Source organism: Stenotrophomonas sp. pho, assembly GCF_006228405.1.
GTDB classification, from domain to species: Bacteria; Pseudomonadota; Gammaproteobacteria; order Xanthomonadales; family Xanthomonadaceae; genus Stenotrophomonas; species Stenotrophomonas sepilia.
The window spans coordinates 4,145,191-4,160,560 of sequence record NZ_CP029759.1 but is presented as its reverse complement, the minus strand read 5'-3'; the positions used below and the strand labels follow the sequence as shown (position 1 = coordinate 4,160,560).

At 63.2% G+C, this 15,370-nt stretch carries 14 protein-coding genes and 1 pseudogene; 2 read left to right on the top strand and 13 right to left on the bottom strand.

What is annotated here, in order from left to right; all coding sequences use genetic code 11:
* Nucleotides 1-7 precede the first annotated feature (7 nt).
* The 9 genes and pseudogenes from DL544_RS19420 to DL544_RS19380 all read right to left on the bottom strand — a co-directional run bounded on the left by DL544_RS19420 (nt 8) and on the right by DL544_RS19380 (nt 6,705).
* Nucleotides 8-279: pseudogene (locus DL544_RS19420) on the bottom strand (VirB3 family type IV secretion system protein).
* Entirely contained in the window at nt 276-665 is a 390-nt protein-coding gene (locus DL544_RS19415; RefSeq protein ID WP_064496217.1) for a TrbC/VirB2 family type IV secretion system protein, read from the bottom strand. The pseudogene DL544_RS19420 and the gene DL544_RS19415 overlap by 4 nt, the downstream one beginning before the upstream one ends.
* Nucleotides 662-1,714, bottom strand: a complete 1,053-nt coding sequence (trbB, locus tag DL544_RS19410) for a P-type conjugative transfer ATPase TrbB (RefSeq protein ID WP_064496218.1) — start codon at nt 1,712-1,714, stop codon at nt 662-664. The genes DL544_RS19415 and trbB overlap by 4 nt, the downstream gene beginning before the upstream one ends.
* Nucleotides 1,711-2,175, bottom strand: a complete 465-nt coding sequence (locus DL544_RS19405; protein WP_064496219.1) for a ribbon-helix-helix protein, CopG family — start codon at nt 2,173-2,175, stop codon at nt 1,711-1,713. Before DL544_RS19405 ends, trbB begins: the two co-directional genes overlap by 4 nt.
* Nucleotides 2,172-4,193 (bottom strand): conjugal transfer protein TraG, encoded by a 2,022-nt coding sequence (locus DL544_RS19400; protein WP_064496220.1) that lies wholly within the window; start codon nt 4,191-4,193, stop codon nt 2,172-2,174. The genes DL544_RS19405 and DL544_RS19400 overlap by 4 nt, the downstream gene beginning before the upstream one ends.
* A gap of 217 nt (nt 4,194-4,410) precedes the next feature.
* Nucleotides 4,411-4,638, bottom strand: coding sequence for an EexN family lipoprotein (locus tag DL544_RS19395; RefSeq protein WP_064496221.1), 228 nt, complete (start codon nt 4,636-4,638; stop codon nt 4,411-4,413).
* 26 nt (nt 4,639-4,664) lie between these two features.
* Entirely contained in the window at nt 4,665-5,579 is a 915-nt protein-coding gene (locus tag DL544_RS19390; RefSeq protein WP_064496222.1) for a LysR family transcriptional regulator, read from the bottom strand.
* A 155-nt stretch (nt 5,580-5,734) separates the two neighbouring features.
* The gene (locus tag DL544_RS19385) at nt 5,735-5,953 is read right to left on the bottom strand and encodes a hypothetical protein (protein WP_064496223.1); all 219 of its coding nucleotides are present in this window, start codon (nt 5,951-5,953) and stop codon (nt 5,735-5,737) included.
* On the bottom strand, nt 5,950-6,705 hold the full coding sequence (locus DL544_RS19380) for a COG4280 domain-containing protein (RefSeq protein WP_064496224.1): 756 nt from the start codon (nt 6,703-6,705) through the stop codon (nt 5,950-5,952). The genes DL544_RS19385 and DL544_RS19380 overlap by 4 nt, the downstream gene beginning before the upstream one ends.
* 85 nt (nt 6,706-6,790) lie before the next feature.
* On the opposite strand from DL544_RS19380, the gene DL544_RS19375 reads away from it, so the two are divergent.
* Nucleotides 6,791-7,684 (top strand): MurR/RpiR family transcriptional regulator, encoded by an 894-nt coding sequence (locus DL544_RS19375; RefSeq protein ID WP_139727852.1) that lies wholly within the window; start codon nt 6,791-6,793, stop codon nt 7,682-7,684.
* Nucleotides 7,685-7,785: 101 nt separating this feature from the next.
* Nucleotides 7,786-8,577 carry an undecaprenyl-diphosphate phosphatase gene (locus DL544_RS19370; RefSeq protein WP_209444367.1) on the top strand — a complete coding sequence of 264 codons (792 nt, stop codon included), beginning with the start codon at nt 7,786-7,788 and terminating at the stop codon, nt 8,575-8,577.
* 19 nt (nt 8,578-8,596) lie between these two features.
* Here DL544_RS19370 and DL544_RS21405 read toward each other — a convergent pair whose 3' ends face one another.
* From DL544_RS21405 to DL544_RS19355, 4 genes are all read right to left on the bottom strand, one after another.
* Complete coding sequence (locus tag DL544_RS21405) at nt 8,597-9,700, bottom strand: HAD-IC family P-type ATPase (RefSeq protein WP_209444368.1); 1,104 nt, start codon at nt 9,698-9,700, stop codon at nt 8,597-8,599.
* On the bottom strand, nt 9,673-10,929 hold the full coding sequence (locus DL544_RS21400) for an HAD-IC family P-type ATPase (protein WP_209444369.1): 1,257 nt from the start codon (nt 10,927-10,929) through the stop codon (nt 9,673-9,675). The genes DL544_RS21405 and DL544_RS21400 overlap by 28 nt, the downstream gene beginning before the upstream one ends.
* 135 nt (nt 10,930-11,064) lie before the next feature.
* On the bottom strand, nt 11,065-12,723 hold the full coding sequence (locus tag DL544_RS19360) for an alkaline phosphatase (RefSeq protein ID WP_064496226.1): 1,659 nt from the start codon (nt 12,721-12,723) through the stop codon (nt 11,065-11,067).
* 310 nt (nt 12,724-13,033) lie between these two features.
* Nucleotides 13,034-15,016 carry a relaxase/mobilization nuclease domain-containing protein gene (locus tag DL544_RS19355; protein WP_064496227.1) on the bottom strand — a complete coding sequence of 661 codons (1,983 nt, stop codon included), beginning with the start codon at nt 15,014-15,016 and terminating at the stop codon, nt 13,034-13,036.
* Between the last annotated feature and the right edge of the window lie 354 nt (nt 15,017-15,370).

Here is a 15,370-nt window from a genome sequence, read left to right as displayed (position 1 = left end):
CATCCCCTCACACGTCCAGCAGCGGGCGGTGCTTGATATGCCGTGCGAACACGGCCATGAACCGCGGATCGACGCGCGCTCCCCATACCGCCAGCGAATGGCCGACGATCCAGAGCACCATGCCGGGAATCCACAGTTGCAGGCCCAGCCCGACAGCGGCGGCCAGCGTTCCGTTGGCGATTGCCACGGTGCGCGGTGCGCCCCCAGCAAGATCGGCTCGGTAAGCGAGCGGTGCAAAGGCACCTCGAACCCGGCCGCGAAGCTATCCGGGCCGCTCATACGACAGCCCCGCCCGAGAACGAAAAGAACGAAAGGAAGAACGAGGACGCGGCGAAGGCGATGCTCAAGCCGAACACGATCTGGATCAGCTTGCGGAAGCCTCCCGACGTGTCGCCGAAAGCCAGCGCGAGGCCCGTAGCGATGATGATGATGACGGCCACGATGCGCGCCACCGGCCCCTGGATGGATTCAAGGATGGATTGCAGCGGGCCTTCCCAGGGCATCGAGGAACCGGCGGCCTGCGCCGTGCCGGCCAGGAGCAGCATCAGCGCGGCCAGCAGCAGCCCTTGCCCCGCAGGGCGGGCCAAGCTGCGCAGCCGCGCGAGGCCCGACGGGTGGGAAAGCGGATTTACGGAAACACGGAAATCATGGGCGTGCGTCGTCATGGAAGTTCTCCAGAAAGGTCGAGGGATGGGGAAGTCGCCGCAGCGGATGCGGCATCGGGGATCGGCAGCAGCTCAGGAAACGGCGTTTCCAGTGCGTCCGCCAGTTGGTAGCCCACGCCGTCGAAGCCGACGACGCGGGCGATGCTCTCGATGCGGCGCTTGCGCCCTCGCCCGGCGATGTGGATCACCACGTCCACGGCCTCGGCGATCAGCGCACGGGGCGGGTTCACCGCCACTTCGAGAATTAGTTGCTCCAGGCGCAGCAGCGCACCCAGCGCGGAGCCGGCATGGATCGTGGCGATGCCGCCCGGATGGCCTGTACCCCACACCTTGATGAGATCCAGCGCCTCGGCGCCGCGCACCTCGCCGACGACGACGCGATCAGGCCGCAGGCGCATGGACGAGCGCACCAGCTCGGTCATCGACACCACGCCTGCGCGGGTGCGCAGGGGAACGTGGTCGCGGGCCGCGCATTGCAGTTCCACCGTGTCTTCGAGCACCAGCACGCGGTCGCCGGTGGCGGCGATTTCGGCGAGCAAAGCATTGGCGAGCGTGGTCTTGCCGCTGCTGGTGGCACCGGCGATCAAGACGTTCTGCCGCTCGCGCACCGCGCGGACGAGAAAGCCCGCTTGCGCGGTGGTCATCATCCCGTCGATGACGTAACGCTCCAGCGGAATCACGCCGATGGCGCGCTTGCGCAACGCGAAGGCCGGCCCCGGCGCTGCCGGCGGCAAGATGCCCTCGAAGCGTTCGCCCGTTTCGGGCAACTCGGCGGACAGAAGCGGCTGGCCGCGATGGACTTCTGCGCCAACGTGGGCCGCGACCAGGCGGATGATTCGCTCGCCGTCCGCCTCGGGCAGTTCCACGCCCATCGGCGCGCGTCCACTGGAAAGCCGATCCACCCAAAGGGTGCGATCAGGATTCAGCATCACCTCCACCACGTCCGGGTCTTCAAGTGCGGCGGCGATCAGCGGCCCCATCGCCGTGCGCAGCATCTGGATGCGGCGGTCGAGCGACGTGGCACTCATGGACTGCGGAACGGCGCTCATGACGCACGCTCCTGCGCTTGCGCGGCTGCCGCCGCGTCTTCCCTCCGCATCGGGTCGGGATGCAGTTCCTCCACCACGTCGCGCACCAGGCTGCGGCCCCGCAGCAGGTGGCGGCCAAGCTGCTCGGTGAACTGCTCGAAGCGCGCTTTGCCCTGCGCGCGTGCCGCGTCTTGGCGCGCCTCGGGAACCGGCGTGCTTACGGTCAGGTAGTAGCGGATGAACAGCGCCAGCGTTTCGATGGCGATGTTCTGGTCGCGCTCCATGCGCTCGGCTTGGCGCGACAGGCGATCAAGCCGCTTGGCAATGGCCGCCTCGCGCTGGTCGGCAGCATCGGGCGACAGCCACGATGTGAGCGCCGCCGCGACAATGGACGACTTGGACACGCCTTTCTTGGCGGCCAGCTCATCGAGCCGCTTGGCGTGCTCGGGCTGGATAAAGAGGTTCAAGCGATAGTGGCTCATAGCTCGATTCCGTCGTTGGGGTCGAGGGAAGCCAGCCGGGCCGTGCGCTGCATGGCTGGATCGAGCTGGCGCGGAAGGGGAAGCGGCAGGTCGTCGTCGTCATCGAGCAGCCCAAGGTCGGCCGCAGGCGCGGCCAGCCCGGGGTCGTAGGCGACGGTTTCGGAAAGCTCGGGCTGGCGGCGTGGGCCGCCGTCGTCGGTCGTACCCAAGTTCTCCAGGCCATCGGCGGATGCCGTGGCTGGTGCGGCAGGCACGGCAGGAATGGCCAGCCCGCTCCAGTCGTCGGCGCGGGCCGGCGGCGCGTCGGCATACTGCCCATCCGCCAGCGCGGGCGGCGGCAGCACGCGACGCTTGAAATTGGCGTCCGCGTAGTAGCGCAACTTCTTCGCCTTGATCGGCGCCACGCTGGACACCATCACCACGGCCTCGTCGGGCGGAAGCTGCATCACCTCGCCCGGCGTCAGCAGCGGGCGGGCCGTCTCCTGCCGCGACACCATCAGGTGGCCCAGCCACGGTGCGAGCCGATGGCCCGCGTAGTTGCGCTGCGCGCGCAGCTCGGTCGCGGTGCCGAGCGTTTCGGAAATGCGCTTGGCCGTGCGTTCGTCGTTCGTGGCGAACGTCACGCGCACATGGCAGTTGTCGAGGATGGAGTGGTTTTGCCCATACGCCTTGTCGATCTGGTTCAGCGACTGCGCGATCAGGAAGCTGCGGATGCCGTAGCCCGCCATGAAGGCCAGCGCCGTCTCGAAGAAGTCCAGGCGCCCCAGCGCCGGGAACTCGTCGAGCATCAGCAGCAGCTTGTGGCGGCGCTCGATGCCATCGGAGCCGTCGAGCGATTCGGTGAGGCGCCGGCCGATCTGATTGAGGATCAGGCGAATGAGCGGCTTCGTCCGCGAAATGTCCGAAGGCGGCACCACGAGGTACAGCGATACCGGATGCTCGGCAGCGATCAGGTCGGCGATTCGCCAATCGCAGCGCGAGGTGACTTCGGCCACCGTGGGATCGCGGTAAAGGCCGAGGAACGACATGGCCGTGGACAGCACGCCCGAGCGTTCGTTGTCGCTCTTGTTGAGGACTTCGCGTGCAGCGGATGCCACCACGGGATGCGGGCCACCACCTTCCTCGTTCACGAGGTGCGGCGTGGTCATCATCCGGTGCAAGGTCAGCTCGAAGGGGCTGGCCGGATCGGATAGGAAGTTGGCGACGCCGCGCAGCGTCTTGTCTTCGCTTGCGTAGAGCACATGCAGGATGGCCCCGACCAGCAGCGCGTGGCTGGTTTTCTCCCAATGGTTCCGGCGCTCCAACGCACCTTCGGGATCGACCAAAATGTCTGCGATGTTCTGCACGTCGCGCACCTCATGTGCGCCGCGCCGCACCTCCAGCAACGGGTTGTAGGCGGCCGACTTCGCATCGGTCGGGTTGAACAGCAGGCAATGCGAAAAGCGCGAACGCCAGCCGGCGGTGATCTGCCAGTTCTCGCCCTTGATGTCGTGGATGACGGCGGATGCTGGCCAGGAAAGCAGCGTCGGCACCACGAGGCCCACGCCCTTGCCCGAGCGCGTAGGCGCGAAGGTCAGGACATGTTCCGGGCCTTCATGCCGCAGGTACTGGCGGTCGTGCTGGCCGAGGAACACGCCGGCCGGCTGCGTGAGGCCCGCCTTGCGAATGTCCTCCGCATTCGCCCAGCGGGCCGAGCCGTAGGTCGTGACCAAGCGCGACTGCCGCGAGCGCCAGATCGACATGCCGATGGCGACCACCACGGCCACCAGACCGCTGCCGCCCGCGATGGCCCCGCCGGTGTCGAACACGCGCGGCGCATAGGCATCAAAAGCGAACCACCACTCGAACAGCCGCCACGGGTGATAGATTGGCGTACCAAAGAAATCGAACCAGGGCGAGCCAAGGCGTAGCTGATAACCCAGGGCGGCGGCTGTCCATTGTGTGGCTGCCCACACGCCGGCGATCACGATGCCGAACACCACGGCAACCTGACCGAACAGCACGTTCGTCCCTTGCATAACCCAGCCTCCGATCACGGCACACGGAGGTGCCGCAGCACTGAGGATCAAGGCGTGCGTGCGGGCCGGTCAAAGGCCGTTATGGCGGGAATTCAGGCTGAAAAAGCCAGATTTCTTGCAGGGGCGAAAGCAATAAAAACGCCGCAAGCGCAAGTACGCTGCGGCGTAGTGAGGTAACAGCGAGAACTTTGTCGCTGCGATACGACTGTGGCGGACGTTACGGGGACTTTTGCTCCGGCCGATCACCGAAGAAGCGACGTTTGGCGGCCTCGGCCGCGCGCACGCAAAGTTCGTCGCCGACCTTCGCGCGATCCTCTTTGCATTGGCGCTGGATTTCCTTGATGCGCTCGGGATGGGCTACGAGGAAGTCCACCGTTTCCGAAGGTTGGGATGGGCCGCATGCCGTCAGCGTGGCGGCCACCATCAGCAGCATCGCTTTGTGCATGGTTCCATTCCTTTTCATCGGATAGGTTAAGACTCCTCGGCGGCGTCAAGGCTATCCGCCGAATCAATGAATGCCACTCGTTCGATGAACCGGGCCAGCATCTCGCATGGTTCTGTATCGCGGCGTAGCAGATAGGTCGTGAGCATTGGCGGCTTGCCCGCCAAGCGCCGGGGCACGACACCAGGCTCGCGGCTAGATGCGATATGCGCCTCGCCTGCCAGTCCCAAGGCCAGGCCAGCGGAAACCAAGGTCATCATCACATCGAAGGTTGCCACGCGCTGCGCGATCAGTGGCTCCTGTTCGAGCTTGCGTAAAAAACGATCGACCTGACGAGCGTGGCCTTCGCAGATAGCAGGGTCGCCCAGTGCCAGCGGATAGCGCAGCACTTCCTCCAGCGGCACCTTCTTGAAAGAGAGCAGTGGATGGCGAGCCGGCACCGCCACCATCAATTCGTCTTCCCACGCGGATGTAACCACGATGCCATCGCCTGCATCTTCGGCCATCGAAAAACCTGCGTCGTACAAGTCATCATGCAGACCCTTGATCTGCTGAGCGAGCGGAACCTCAAATAGTCGAATCTCGACCTCGGGATCTTCTTCACGGCATTGCGCCAATAGCATCGGTAGGCGCGATGGCGTGATGCCGTCTGACAGCGCGATGCGCAACTGTCCGTGAAAACCATTGGCAGCGGACTTTACGCTATCGCGGGCTTGATCCAATGCGGTGAAGACACGCCGGACGTGTTCCAGAAACAGGCGTCCCGCGCGGGTCAGTTGCGTGCGGCGGGTGGTGCGAACGAAAAGACGGGCACCGAGTTCTTCCTCTAGTTCCTTGATAGTGCGGGATAGCGGCGATTGGTCTATGTGCAACCGTTCGGCGGCGCGGGCGAAGTGGAGTTCTTCGGCGACAGCCAAGAAGCATCGAAGGTGGCGTAGTTCCATTGCGATGCCTCTGCCATGCTATACGGGGAGAAAAAGTGGATAGATTGAGACTGGCCGGCGCTTCTGCTTCTTCATGCTATTGAACGCGGAAGGCGTGAACCTTTGCGCGATGGCTACGGCTATCCAAACGTGCCAGCTCACACATTGCACGCGCATCACCGGACGCCCCGTTGTTTCGCTTCACGAAGGGCTGCACTAACAAGGATTGCGAGACAGCCCAAAAAAAGCAGGCTTCCGCCCCAAAGCGGCTCGACTTTCACGGCGAGGACAAGGGCAGCCACGAGTGCGACGAGCACTAGCGTTGCCGTAGTGAGCCGCGCGTCCGCGAGGAACATTCCGAGAAGTTCCTGGGCAACTTCACGAAGAATACTCATTGCACCATCTCCATACGCACTCGCCGAAGCCGGTATGCGGTTGCAAGACCGACGGCAAGGAACACACCTGCGAATACCACCAATGCCAGATCCTGGCCCGGCCAATCGACGCCGAGACCTTCGCCCGTCCAGAAGACGCCAAAGGCAGACAGCATGACGCCGACACCGAACTTCAAAGTGTTCTCCGGCACCCGCGCCAGAGGCTTATGGACAATGATTCCGATGGTGAGGACGACGATGCAGGCCGCCAATGCTCCCAAGGCAGCCGGCCATAGCAGCCCTCGACCGGCACCTACGGCAATGACGATGAATACAACCTCCAATCCTTCCAGCAATACCGCTTTGAACGCAGTCATGCCGGCGATCCAGTTGAGCGACGCGCGTTGACGAGTGCCCGCGTCAGCGAGTTGCGCGGACTCAGATGCGAAAATGGCCGCCTCGTCATGTAACGGGATAACACCTGCCGCTCGGAGAATCGCTTTGCGAAGCCATCCCATCCCAAACAGAAGAAGCAACACCCCAATGACGAACTGGAGTAAGTGAAGGGGTACCTGGTTGAGCAATGGGCCTAGCACCACAATCACCAGGGCGAGCACAATGAGCGCCGCAGCGGTGCCAAGTGCCGCCGGCTTCCATCCGCGCAAGATGCCGACCGCTAGAACGATCGTGAACGCTTCCACAACCTCGACAAGCGACGCAAGGAAGGCGGCTCCAATAGCGGGCGCAGCGATATTCCAGGCAATAGAGTTCATTGGGTGCCAACTGGGTTGTAGTGTTTGCTACCGATATGCTAGAATTATCGTCGTGTTCACAACATAAGTCAAGGAGCACACACACGTGCCGCCAACACCGTCAACTTTTGATGAGCGAATTGCGAACAGCATCGAGCGAATGAGTCCGGCAGAGCAGCGCGTCGCGGTGTTCTTTCAGGAGAACCGCGAGCAGGTTTTAATCGCGTCTGCCGCCGCGCTGGCGGCGAAAGCAAATACCAGTGATGCCACGATCGTGCGTACAGCCAGGGCCTTGGGCTTTGCCGGTCTTGACGATCTTCGGCGCGCACTTGCCCGCGAATTGCGTGATTCAATCTCGCCTGCCGATCGGCTCACTCGAACACTAGGCGAAGTTGGCTCCAGCCTGGCAGTAGCTTTCGACGTGACGATGGAAATCCACCGGCAGTCGCTTGAAGGTGTCTGTCGTTCGATCAAGCCCGAGGACTTTGAAATAGCCGTTCGCAGCATGATCCAGGCTCAACGAATCCTCGTTTTCGGCTTGGGGCCATCAAGCGCCATAGCAACCTATCTCGTCCTGCAACTCAAACGCTTCGGATTGGATGCCGCGAGCCTGACTAACAGCGGCCTTCTTTTCGCTGATGATCTGCGGTCATTGCGCAAGGGGGATCTCGTTGTCATTCTTGCTTATGGACGAGTGTATGAAGAACTGGCCTTGCTGCTGGGTGAAATCAAACGGCAGAAGCTGGGGTCGCTGCTTCTGACGGACACGCTTGCCGCCAAGCTCCGGCAGCAGGTCGATCAAGTTCTTCCCGTGGCACGGGGACGTGCGGACATGCTGAGCATGCACACGGCAACGCTCGGCCTCATCGAAGCCTTGCTGGTGGGCATCGCGACTCAGCGGCCCACTGAGACGGTCGCAAGTCTAAAGACACTCAACGACCTGCGGAAAAAGTTGGTGGGCAAAGCGGTGAACCTACCTATACCGAAGGACGATGGCTGATTCATATGCCACCGGCGGTAGCGATCAAGATTCCAATCCATGTGAATCTCAAGCTTTTCTAAAGAAGCGCGATATGCCGCGCCAATCACCTTGGAGCAACGATGTTGGATTGGAGTGCAATCATCCTCGGCATTATTGAGGGGATAACCGAGTTCTTGCCGATTTCCAGCACCGGGCATTTGCTCATTGCAGAGCACTGGCTTGGTGCTCGATCGGATACATTCAATATTGTGATCCAGGCTGGCGCCATGCTGGCTGTAACGATTGTTTACTGGCGTCGTCTGATCACGCTCGCCGTGAGCTGGCGCCAACCTGAGAATCGTCTCTATATTGGTAAGCTGGCACTTGCCTTTCTGATTACCGCCGTGCTCGGCTTCGTTGCCAAGGCGGCCGGCCTGGAATTGCCGACTACGCTTTCGCCCGTCGCGTGGGCACTCATCATCGGTGGTATCTGGATGATGGCTGCCGAGCGATTCTCAGAAAGGCGTAGCTCCCAAAGAGAGGTGACTTGGACTGTCGCCATTGCTGTGGGACTTGCGCAGATCGTGGCGGGCATTTTTCCCGGCACGTCACGCTCGGGCGCAACTATCTTTGCGGCGATGCTGACAGGAACAGGCGATCGCGCAGCCGCGACCGAATTTGCTTTTCTTGTTGGCATACCGACGATGTATGCCGCAAGCGGTTATGAACTATATAGTCAGTTCAAGCATGGCGGTGGACACGAAGATTGGGCAGCTCTCGGTACTGCATTCATCGTGTCCACCGTCACGGCATTTGTCGCCATCAAATGGCTGCTGTCCTACATTCAGACACATCGGTTTACAGCGTTCGCGATCTACCGAATAGCACTGGGCGCGTTATTGCTGGTGATCGCGGGCCGAGGTTGGATGTGATCCAAACGCGGCCAGAGTTTCAGCACTGGCGTAGCTCTTCCTCTCGATTCTTGGAGAAGAGCCATATCTTGACCTGATCGAGTAGCAAGGCGATCAGCAGAACCAGCCCCAGCATGGCGACCAAGAGCACGAGCGAGACAGGCGCCATAAGGAAGCCACCGGCAGCCAGCACGGTTGCGAGAACGACATTGCCGATAGTGGCAGCGGCGACGAACTTGCCAGGCAGCAGTGACCAGCACCGACCCGGCGTGCGCGAGAGGTAAATCGTGGCTTGGGCCGAATACATGAGATAGGCGAACATCAGCGCCTGGACTTGCGGCACGGGAAGTTGCAACCGGGTGAGCGCAAACCACAGAATCACGAAAGCCAGAATCAGCCAGCCGATGGCGAGGACGCCGCCGAGCCGCGCGATTTCTCTAACGTTCCACCGTTCTGGCGACGAAGAAACCCATGACCGATCTGTCGCTAGCGTGATCGTCACCACGTCGTTGAGAACAACGATGACGGCGATCAGAACCAACGGCGTGACGAAGAACCCTGTAGCGATATAGCCGAAGGTCAGCAAGGCGGCGAGTTCGACCGTCCTTGCAATTTTCGTGATCGTCCAGGTAAGCATCCGACGAAACACGCGACGGCCGCCCGATACCACAGAGGCGACCCCTTCGAGGCCGGGATGAGTCAGGACAACTTGCGCTGCGGCTTTTGCAACGTCCGAAGCAGCCTGCACGGCAATCCCGACCTCGGCTTGTTTCAGAGCCGGAGCATCGTTCACGCCGTCACCTGTCATGCCAACAATTCGGCCTGCTCGTTGAAGCGACTGCACGAGCCGGAATTTTTCTTCGGGATAGAAGTTGGCAAAACCATCGAACTGGAGTGGAGTCGCCAGGCCGCGCGTGGCATCTCCGAAGCGGTCGCCGAGTCCAACTTGGTGGCTGATGGCCTTGGCCGTATCGACGGTATCGCCTGTCACCATGAGGATCTTGATGCCAAGTGACTGGATGGTCTTGATGAGTGCACTCGCGTCCTCGCGGAGCGCATCGGCTAACGCCAGCAAACCTCGGATGCGTAGATTACCTTCGGTACCGGCAGCTACCGCTAGAACTCGCGCGCCGGTCGCAGCCACGACTTGCAGAATGGTGGAAAACTCAGGGGGGATGAGGCAAGCGATGTAACGACCGCCGGCGAGCCAAGCACAACATGGACGAGCGGGCCATTGTCATCGGGACGAACATAAGCCTCTGACCGCTTGACTGCGGGATCGAATGGAATGAACTTCTCGCGGACATGCTGGGGGATAGCACGCTTTCGTAGCGCGCCCAGGATTGCCACCTCTAGCGCACCTTGCGTCGCTTCGTCGCAAGCGGCAGCGGCCCAGGCAAGCACATCATCATCTTTCTCCCCTGGAAGCGCGGCAATTCCGGCGAGCGTCTGCCGATTTTGGGTCAGTGTGCCGGTCTTATCTACGCACAGCACGTCCATCGTCGCGGCTTCTTGAACTGCCGATAGGCCGGTAACGAGCACACCCTCGTTTGCCAGCCGTCGAGCTTCCACGGCGTTGGCTACCGTGAAGGCCGCTGGCATCGTCACGGGCACCGTCGCAATAATGAGTACGAGGAAGAAGGGAACCAGCGGCAGTAAATCCTCGCCGCGCCAAAGCGCGACGATAGCCAGGATCGCAGCGAGCACGGCGTCGATGGTCACGAGATAGCGCACAACGGAGAACAGAAGCTGCTCAAGATGGCTGGCCGAACTGGCGGTTCGCACCAATTCCGCTGTGCGCCCGAAGTAGCTGCGTGCCCCTGTTTCCGCGACTGTTCCTGTCGCATTGCCGCGCCTGACCGTTGAACCCGAATAGATGGTTTCGCCCTTGCTGCGCGAAACCGAGGTCGATTCCCCAGTCAAAGCCGCTTGGTCAACGTCCACCGTCCCCTCGTCAATCACGCAATCTGCCGGAACCAGATCACCCGTAGTTACGGTCACGTAGTCGCCAGGGACGAGTTCGCGCGCCGGCAGAAGGCGCCAGTTGCCATCCCGACATACGCGCGCGTTGACCCGCAGCCGGCTACGCAAGAGGTCGAGCGCGGATTGCGCACGACGCTCCTGAACGCCGCCAAGGATCGCGCTGAAGGCGAGCCACCCTGCAATGATGGCTGGCTCAATCGTCTTGCCAAGGGCAACCTCAAGCACAAGGGCGATTTCGAGCATCCAAGGGATCGGCCCCCATAGGCGCTTCACGATCGCGCGTAGGCGGCTCGGCGGCTCCTCACGAACCTCGTTGTAGCCATGTTGTGCAAGTGTTGCTTGCGCATCGGCCTCCGAGAGTCCCTGCTTGTTGTGCGGGGCGACTTCCATACGGACTTCTCCTAAAGCGAGCGGCATGACCGCTGCGACTGGCAGTCTTGTCGCAATTGCCACAAAATTAAATGATTATTGCAGCAATTGCGACATGCACACAGAGGCGCGTATTGGGTGCGCTTCTGTTGGCGGCTACAGGGGTGGTTGGAAATCGGCGATTTTTGGTAGTTCCACCGGCACGCCGCCGGCATCGCACAGATGCTTTGCGCAGAGCGCGCCGCGCAGCCGCGGGGTAGCCTGTACGGCAAAGTGGAAGATTGCGTTTTCTTCTACGCTGCCGCGAATTGCGTCGCTGCCTGGGCCGCGTGCCCAGATGCCCACATCCTCGCCGCTGTGCGTTTCGCCCGAAAGCGGCACCGTGGATTCCTGCATGTAGTCCGGGTCTTCCGTGTCCACGCGGGTCAGGTCGGGGCGGCCAGTGGCAGGCTGGAAGCCTTCGCCCGTGTGCGGGTACCTCTTCGATCCGGCCGGCTGCGATTTGCTGGCGCCGGTATAGCCGGGGCCATTGGCGTAGCCGAGAGTGGTGTAAGGCAGGCCGATGCCATCGGTGGCCAAGCCGACCGTATTGTCCTCGCCACTGCTGCCATGCACCTTGCCCAGTATCGGGTTGCCGCGCATCGGGTAGCCGGCAAAGGTCATCGTGTGCGAATGGTCGGCGGTGACGACAATGAGGGTGTCATCAGCGGATGTGACTTCTGCGGCGACGCGCACCGCATCGCTCATCGCCACCGTATCGGTCAGTGCGCGGTAGGCGTTGCCGGCGTGGTTGGCATGGTCGATGCGGCCACCTTCGACCAAAAGCACGTAGCCTTCAGGATTGCGCGACAGCCGGGCGATCGCGGCGCGGGTCATCTCCGCCAGCGAGGGTTCGCCGGCGGCATCCTTCGGGCGATCATGCTCGAAGTGCATGTGATCCGGCTCGAACAGGCCGAGCAGCGGCTTGTCTGCCGGCGCGGCATCGAGCAACCGCTTGTTCCAGACATAGGCACCGTCGGGGTGGCGCTGCTGCCATTCGGCGATCAGGTCGCGGCCATCAAGGCGTCCGCCTGTCTTGTCGCCGTATTCGGGGTCGTGCTGCGAAGTCGGCATGAAATACTTGCGACCACCGCCCATCAGCACGTCGAACCCGCGCCAGAACGGCGTTTCGACGATTTGGCGTGCGATGTCGATGCAGCCGGCGGTTTTGGCGGCCTGTGGCATATCAGCATCGCCTTCCCAGTTACGTTCGGCCGAATGGGCGATGGTGGCGCCCGGTGTGGCATGGGTCAGGCGCGTGGTCGTCACCACGCCGGCGGACATGCCGGCGCTCGCAGCCAGCTCCCACATTGTCAGCATCGGCGATGCCAACGCGCCGGCGCAGTCCTGGCGCTTCGGGCCTTGGCTAATGCTGAGCACGCCGGCGCGAGTCTTCACACCAGTGGCGATCGCGCTCATGGTGCCGGCCGAGTCGGGCGTTTGCGAATCGGTGTTGTAGGTCTTGCTGAGCGCGGTATCGGGGAAGTTTTCCCACGATAAGCGGTTTTCCTCGCCGCTGCCGCCCTTGCGTTGCCCCTCGAAAATGCGCGCAGCAGTTACCGTGGTAAGGCTCATGCCATCGCCGAGGAAGATGATGACGTTCTTTGCATGGCCGTGCATTGCGCCACGCGCGGCGGCCTGCGCTGCACCATCGCGAAACCACCAAGCCGGAGTTTCGCCGTCCGGGTGGTGAATGATCGGAACAGCGATATGGGAGTCAGCAGCGTTCGCGAGCGGTGCCGTGGTGTGCGGGGCGCTAGCGCAAGCGGTAAGCATGAATGCACAGGCGAAAGGGATTACGCGCCGTACACACTCTTTCGTTCGGCCTGATGACGCCTTGCGCGCCCCGGATTGCAGTATTGCTAGAGCATCGACTTCATGGGGTCGCGGTTTGTTGTGCGGGACTACATACACAGGTATCTCCTAAAGCGGTGGCTTGACCGCTACGACGGGAAGAAGGTTGTAAACACTACAATAACTCATTATGATTGCAGTATTTGCAACATTTCAACCGTCATCTACGACGCCCGGCGACCGTCCATATGGAGTTGCGCGCAAACGCTTTCGCCGACGATGCGCTGACGGTCTACACCGCAGGGGAGCGAGTGCGCCCAATGTCCCACGACACCCCGCCACCCCGCACCGTAGCGGCGAGCTGCTGTCCCAGCCTCTGCTCGATCACCGGCTTCCACGGCACCAGCGAGAAGCCCATGCCGTCATCGAGCATCGCGTAGCGCCCGCTGGCGAGCATGACGCTGCGCCGGTAGATGCCGACAACGCGCTGACCGTCGGCCACCGGGCGATGCTCTAGGCCGGTATCGGCGGCAATGTCCTTCGCGGCCTGTGCCAGCTCCCGATTGCGAAGCGTGCCCAGCAGGTTGCGCGCCAGGATCACGCGCCGCCCGCGCCGTTCGGCCAGCCCCTGCTCGGCGAGGAAGTCGGCGCGCTGCTGCATGGCCTGCTTAGCCTCTGCGCCAAAGCCCAGGTCGCCCAGGCCCGAGTCCCCGCCGATCAGTTGCTGGTCGAGCCAGGTGGCCCCGATCACGCGGGCCTGCCGCTCGATGGGCAGGTGCGATTTCAGCTCCACGGCCACGCCGCCCAGGCGCTGCGCGTCGTACTGACGGCCACGCTCGGGCAGGTCGTCCGGCACCTTCCATAACCCCTCGGCCACGCGCTCCACGATGCCGGCGCGGCGCAGGGCTTCCAGCCGGCGGACGTGGGTTGCTACAACCTCTTGCGGATCGCGGCCGGGCACGGCCTGGCCCTGCGCAATGGCGAGGTGGTGGTCGGTGCGGTACAGGCCACCGCTCGCTAGCGCGGCGATATTGCGGTCGGCGGCGCGCACGTCGGCCGATCCCTTCACCTCCACCACGGCGCCGGTCGGATAGTTCGCCAACTCGTCGCGGGCGTTCAGCGCGACGTAGTGGGCCTTGCCGTCCACGCCGTCGATGACCAGATAGCCCCGGTCGCGCAGCTCGTCGGCCAGCCCCTTCGCCGCCACGCGGCCAAGGATGGTTCGGCCACTTACATCGGCATCTTGGCCCGGCTCGAACACCGCCAGCTCGCGCGGCTCGCCGCGCATGGCACGCTGCATGGTGCGGATGATGTCGCCGCGCTCGCCCAGAGCGCGTAGCGTCTTTTCGGCGTCGGCATGAATGCCCCAGGTGCCGGGTTGCGTCTCGTCGGCCAAGCCCAGGCGCTGCAAATGTTGCAGCCGGCCGATCAACAGCAGTCGCTGGCGTTGCAACTTCGGTTCGTTGAAGCGTTCGATCTGCACTCGGCCGTCCTCGCCGGCCTCTCGTTGCAGGGTACGGTCGAGGCACGTCCACCGCTCTTGCTCCACCTCGCGCTGCAAGGTCTGCTGGATCTCCAGCTCGGTGCGCGGCCCCAGCCATTCGGTCGCCAGTTCGGCAGCGCGATGGCGGAAGCCATCGGCGATGTAGTCGCCCGCGATGATGAGGTCTTTGCCCGTGTCGTCGCGCCCGCGCACGACGATGTGCGTGTGCGGGTTGTCGGTGTTCCAGTGGTTGACGGCCACCCAATCGAGGCCCGTACCCAGGTCAGCTTCCATGCGGCCCATCAGGTGGCGCGTGTAGGTGCGCAGGTCTTCCAGCTCGGCACCGTCCTCGGGCGAGAGGATGAAGCGGAAATGGTGTCGGTCGTCGGCGCAGCGTTCCTTGAAGGCGTCGAGGTCGGCGGCATCGGTCTGCGGCCCGTAGGCTTGGCCCGGCTCGCCATCGCGGCCCACGCCATCGCGCTCGACGTACCGCAGGTGCTTGGCGAGCGACTGCGGACTGGCCCGCTGCTGGTTGACCAGCAGCGTCTTGATGGTCACGCGCCGCGACATGGGCCTGAGCTTCGCACCCGCGAAGCGCGCCGCCGTATGGCCGCGCCCGAGGCGCGAGCCGGGCCGCTGGCCGGTGCTGCGCACTGAGGTCGGACGACGCACCGACGACTTGCCGCTGCTGGCCTTGCCTGCCTGCTTGAGTACCTTGGAGACGAAGCTCTGGCCCCGGTTCTTCGGAGCGCTGGGGCGGACGCGGAAATCATCGTCGCGGCGGTTGGTCATGGCTGCGCTTCCTGCAAGCTCTGGCGTGTCCGGTCGTGCGAGGCACGCGGACATGCCTGCATTGGCCCGGGCCTCGCGCCATAAGCAGCACGGCGGCGAAGCCGCTCCGTGCTGCCCAACCCCCACGTGCAGACTGGCTTTGCGGGCCGACAGGTGCCGCACCCTTTTGTCTTGCCTTCCGCCTTTGCCCCTCGCTGTCGCTCCGGGCGTCGGCGGCCCGGCGGCGCTGCGCTGCTTGCAGCCAGCGCGCCGGCGAACGCGCCAATGGCCGCAGGCCGGGCGCGTTCGAGGCAAGACGCCTGCACGCTGGATGGCTGCGCCGGATGTTGCGCGAGGCGCGGCGCGAATGCGCCC

Coding starts and splice junctions, on each gene's coding strand:
- DL544_RS19390 (WP_064496222.1), bottom strand. CDS start 5,579: ATGGAACTACGCCACCTTCGATGCTTCTTGGCTGTCGCCGAAGAACTC.
- DL544_RS19370 (WP_209444367.1), top strand. CDS start 7,786: ATGTTGGATTGGAGTGCAATCATCCTCGGCATTATTGAGGGGATAACC.
- DL544_RS21400 (WP_209444369.1), bottom strand. CDS start 10,929: ATGGAAGTCGCCCCGCACAACAAGCAGGGACTCTCGGAGGCCGATGCG.
- DL544_RS19395 (WP_064496221.1), bottom strand. CDS start 4,638: ATGCACAAAGCGATGCTGCTGATGGTGGCCGCCACGCTGACGGCATGC.
- DL544_RS19405 (WP_064496219.1), bottom strand. CDS start 2,175: ATGAGCCACTATCGCTTGAACCTCTTTATCCAGCCCGAGCACGCCAAG.
- DL544_RS19355 (WP_064496227.1), bottom strand. CDS start 15,016: ATGACCAACCGCCGCGACGATGATTTCCGCGTCCGCCCCAGCGCTCCG.
- DL544_RS19415 (WP_064496217.1), bottom strand. CDS start 665: ATGACGACGCACGCCCATGATTTCCGTGTTTCCGTAAATCCGCTTTCC.
- DL544_RS19385 (WP_064496223.1), bottom strand. CDS start 5,953: ATGAGTATTCTTCGTGAAGTTGCCCAGGAACTTCTCGGAATGTTCCTC.
- DL544_RS19380 (WP_064496224.1), bottom strand. CDS start 6,705: ATGAACTCTATTGCCTGGAATATCGCTGCGCCCGCTATTGGAGCCGCC.
- DL544_RS19400 (WP_064496220.1), bottom strand. CDS start 4,193: ATGCAAGGGACGAACGTGCTGTTCGGTCAGGTTGCCGTGGTGTTCGGC.
- trbB (WP_064496218.1), bottom strand. CDS start 1,714: ATGAGCGCCGTTCCGCAGTCCATGAGTGCCACGTCGCTCGACCGCCGC.
- DL544_RS19360 (WP_064496226.1), bottom strand. CDS start 12,723: ATGCTTACCGCTTGCGCTAGCGCCCCGCACACCACGGCACCGCTCGCG.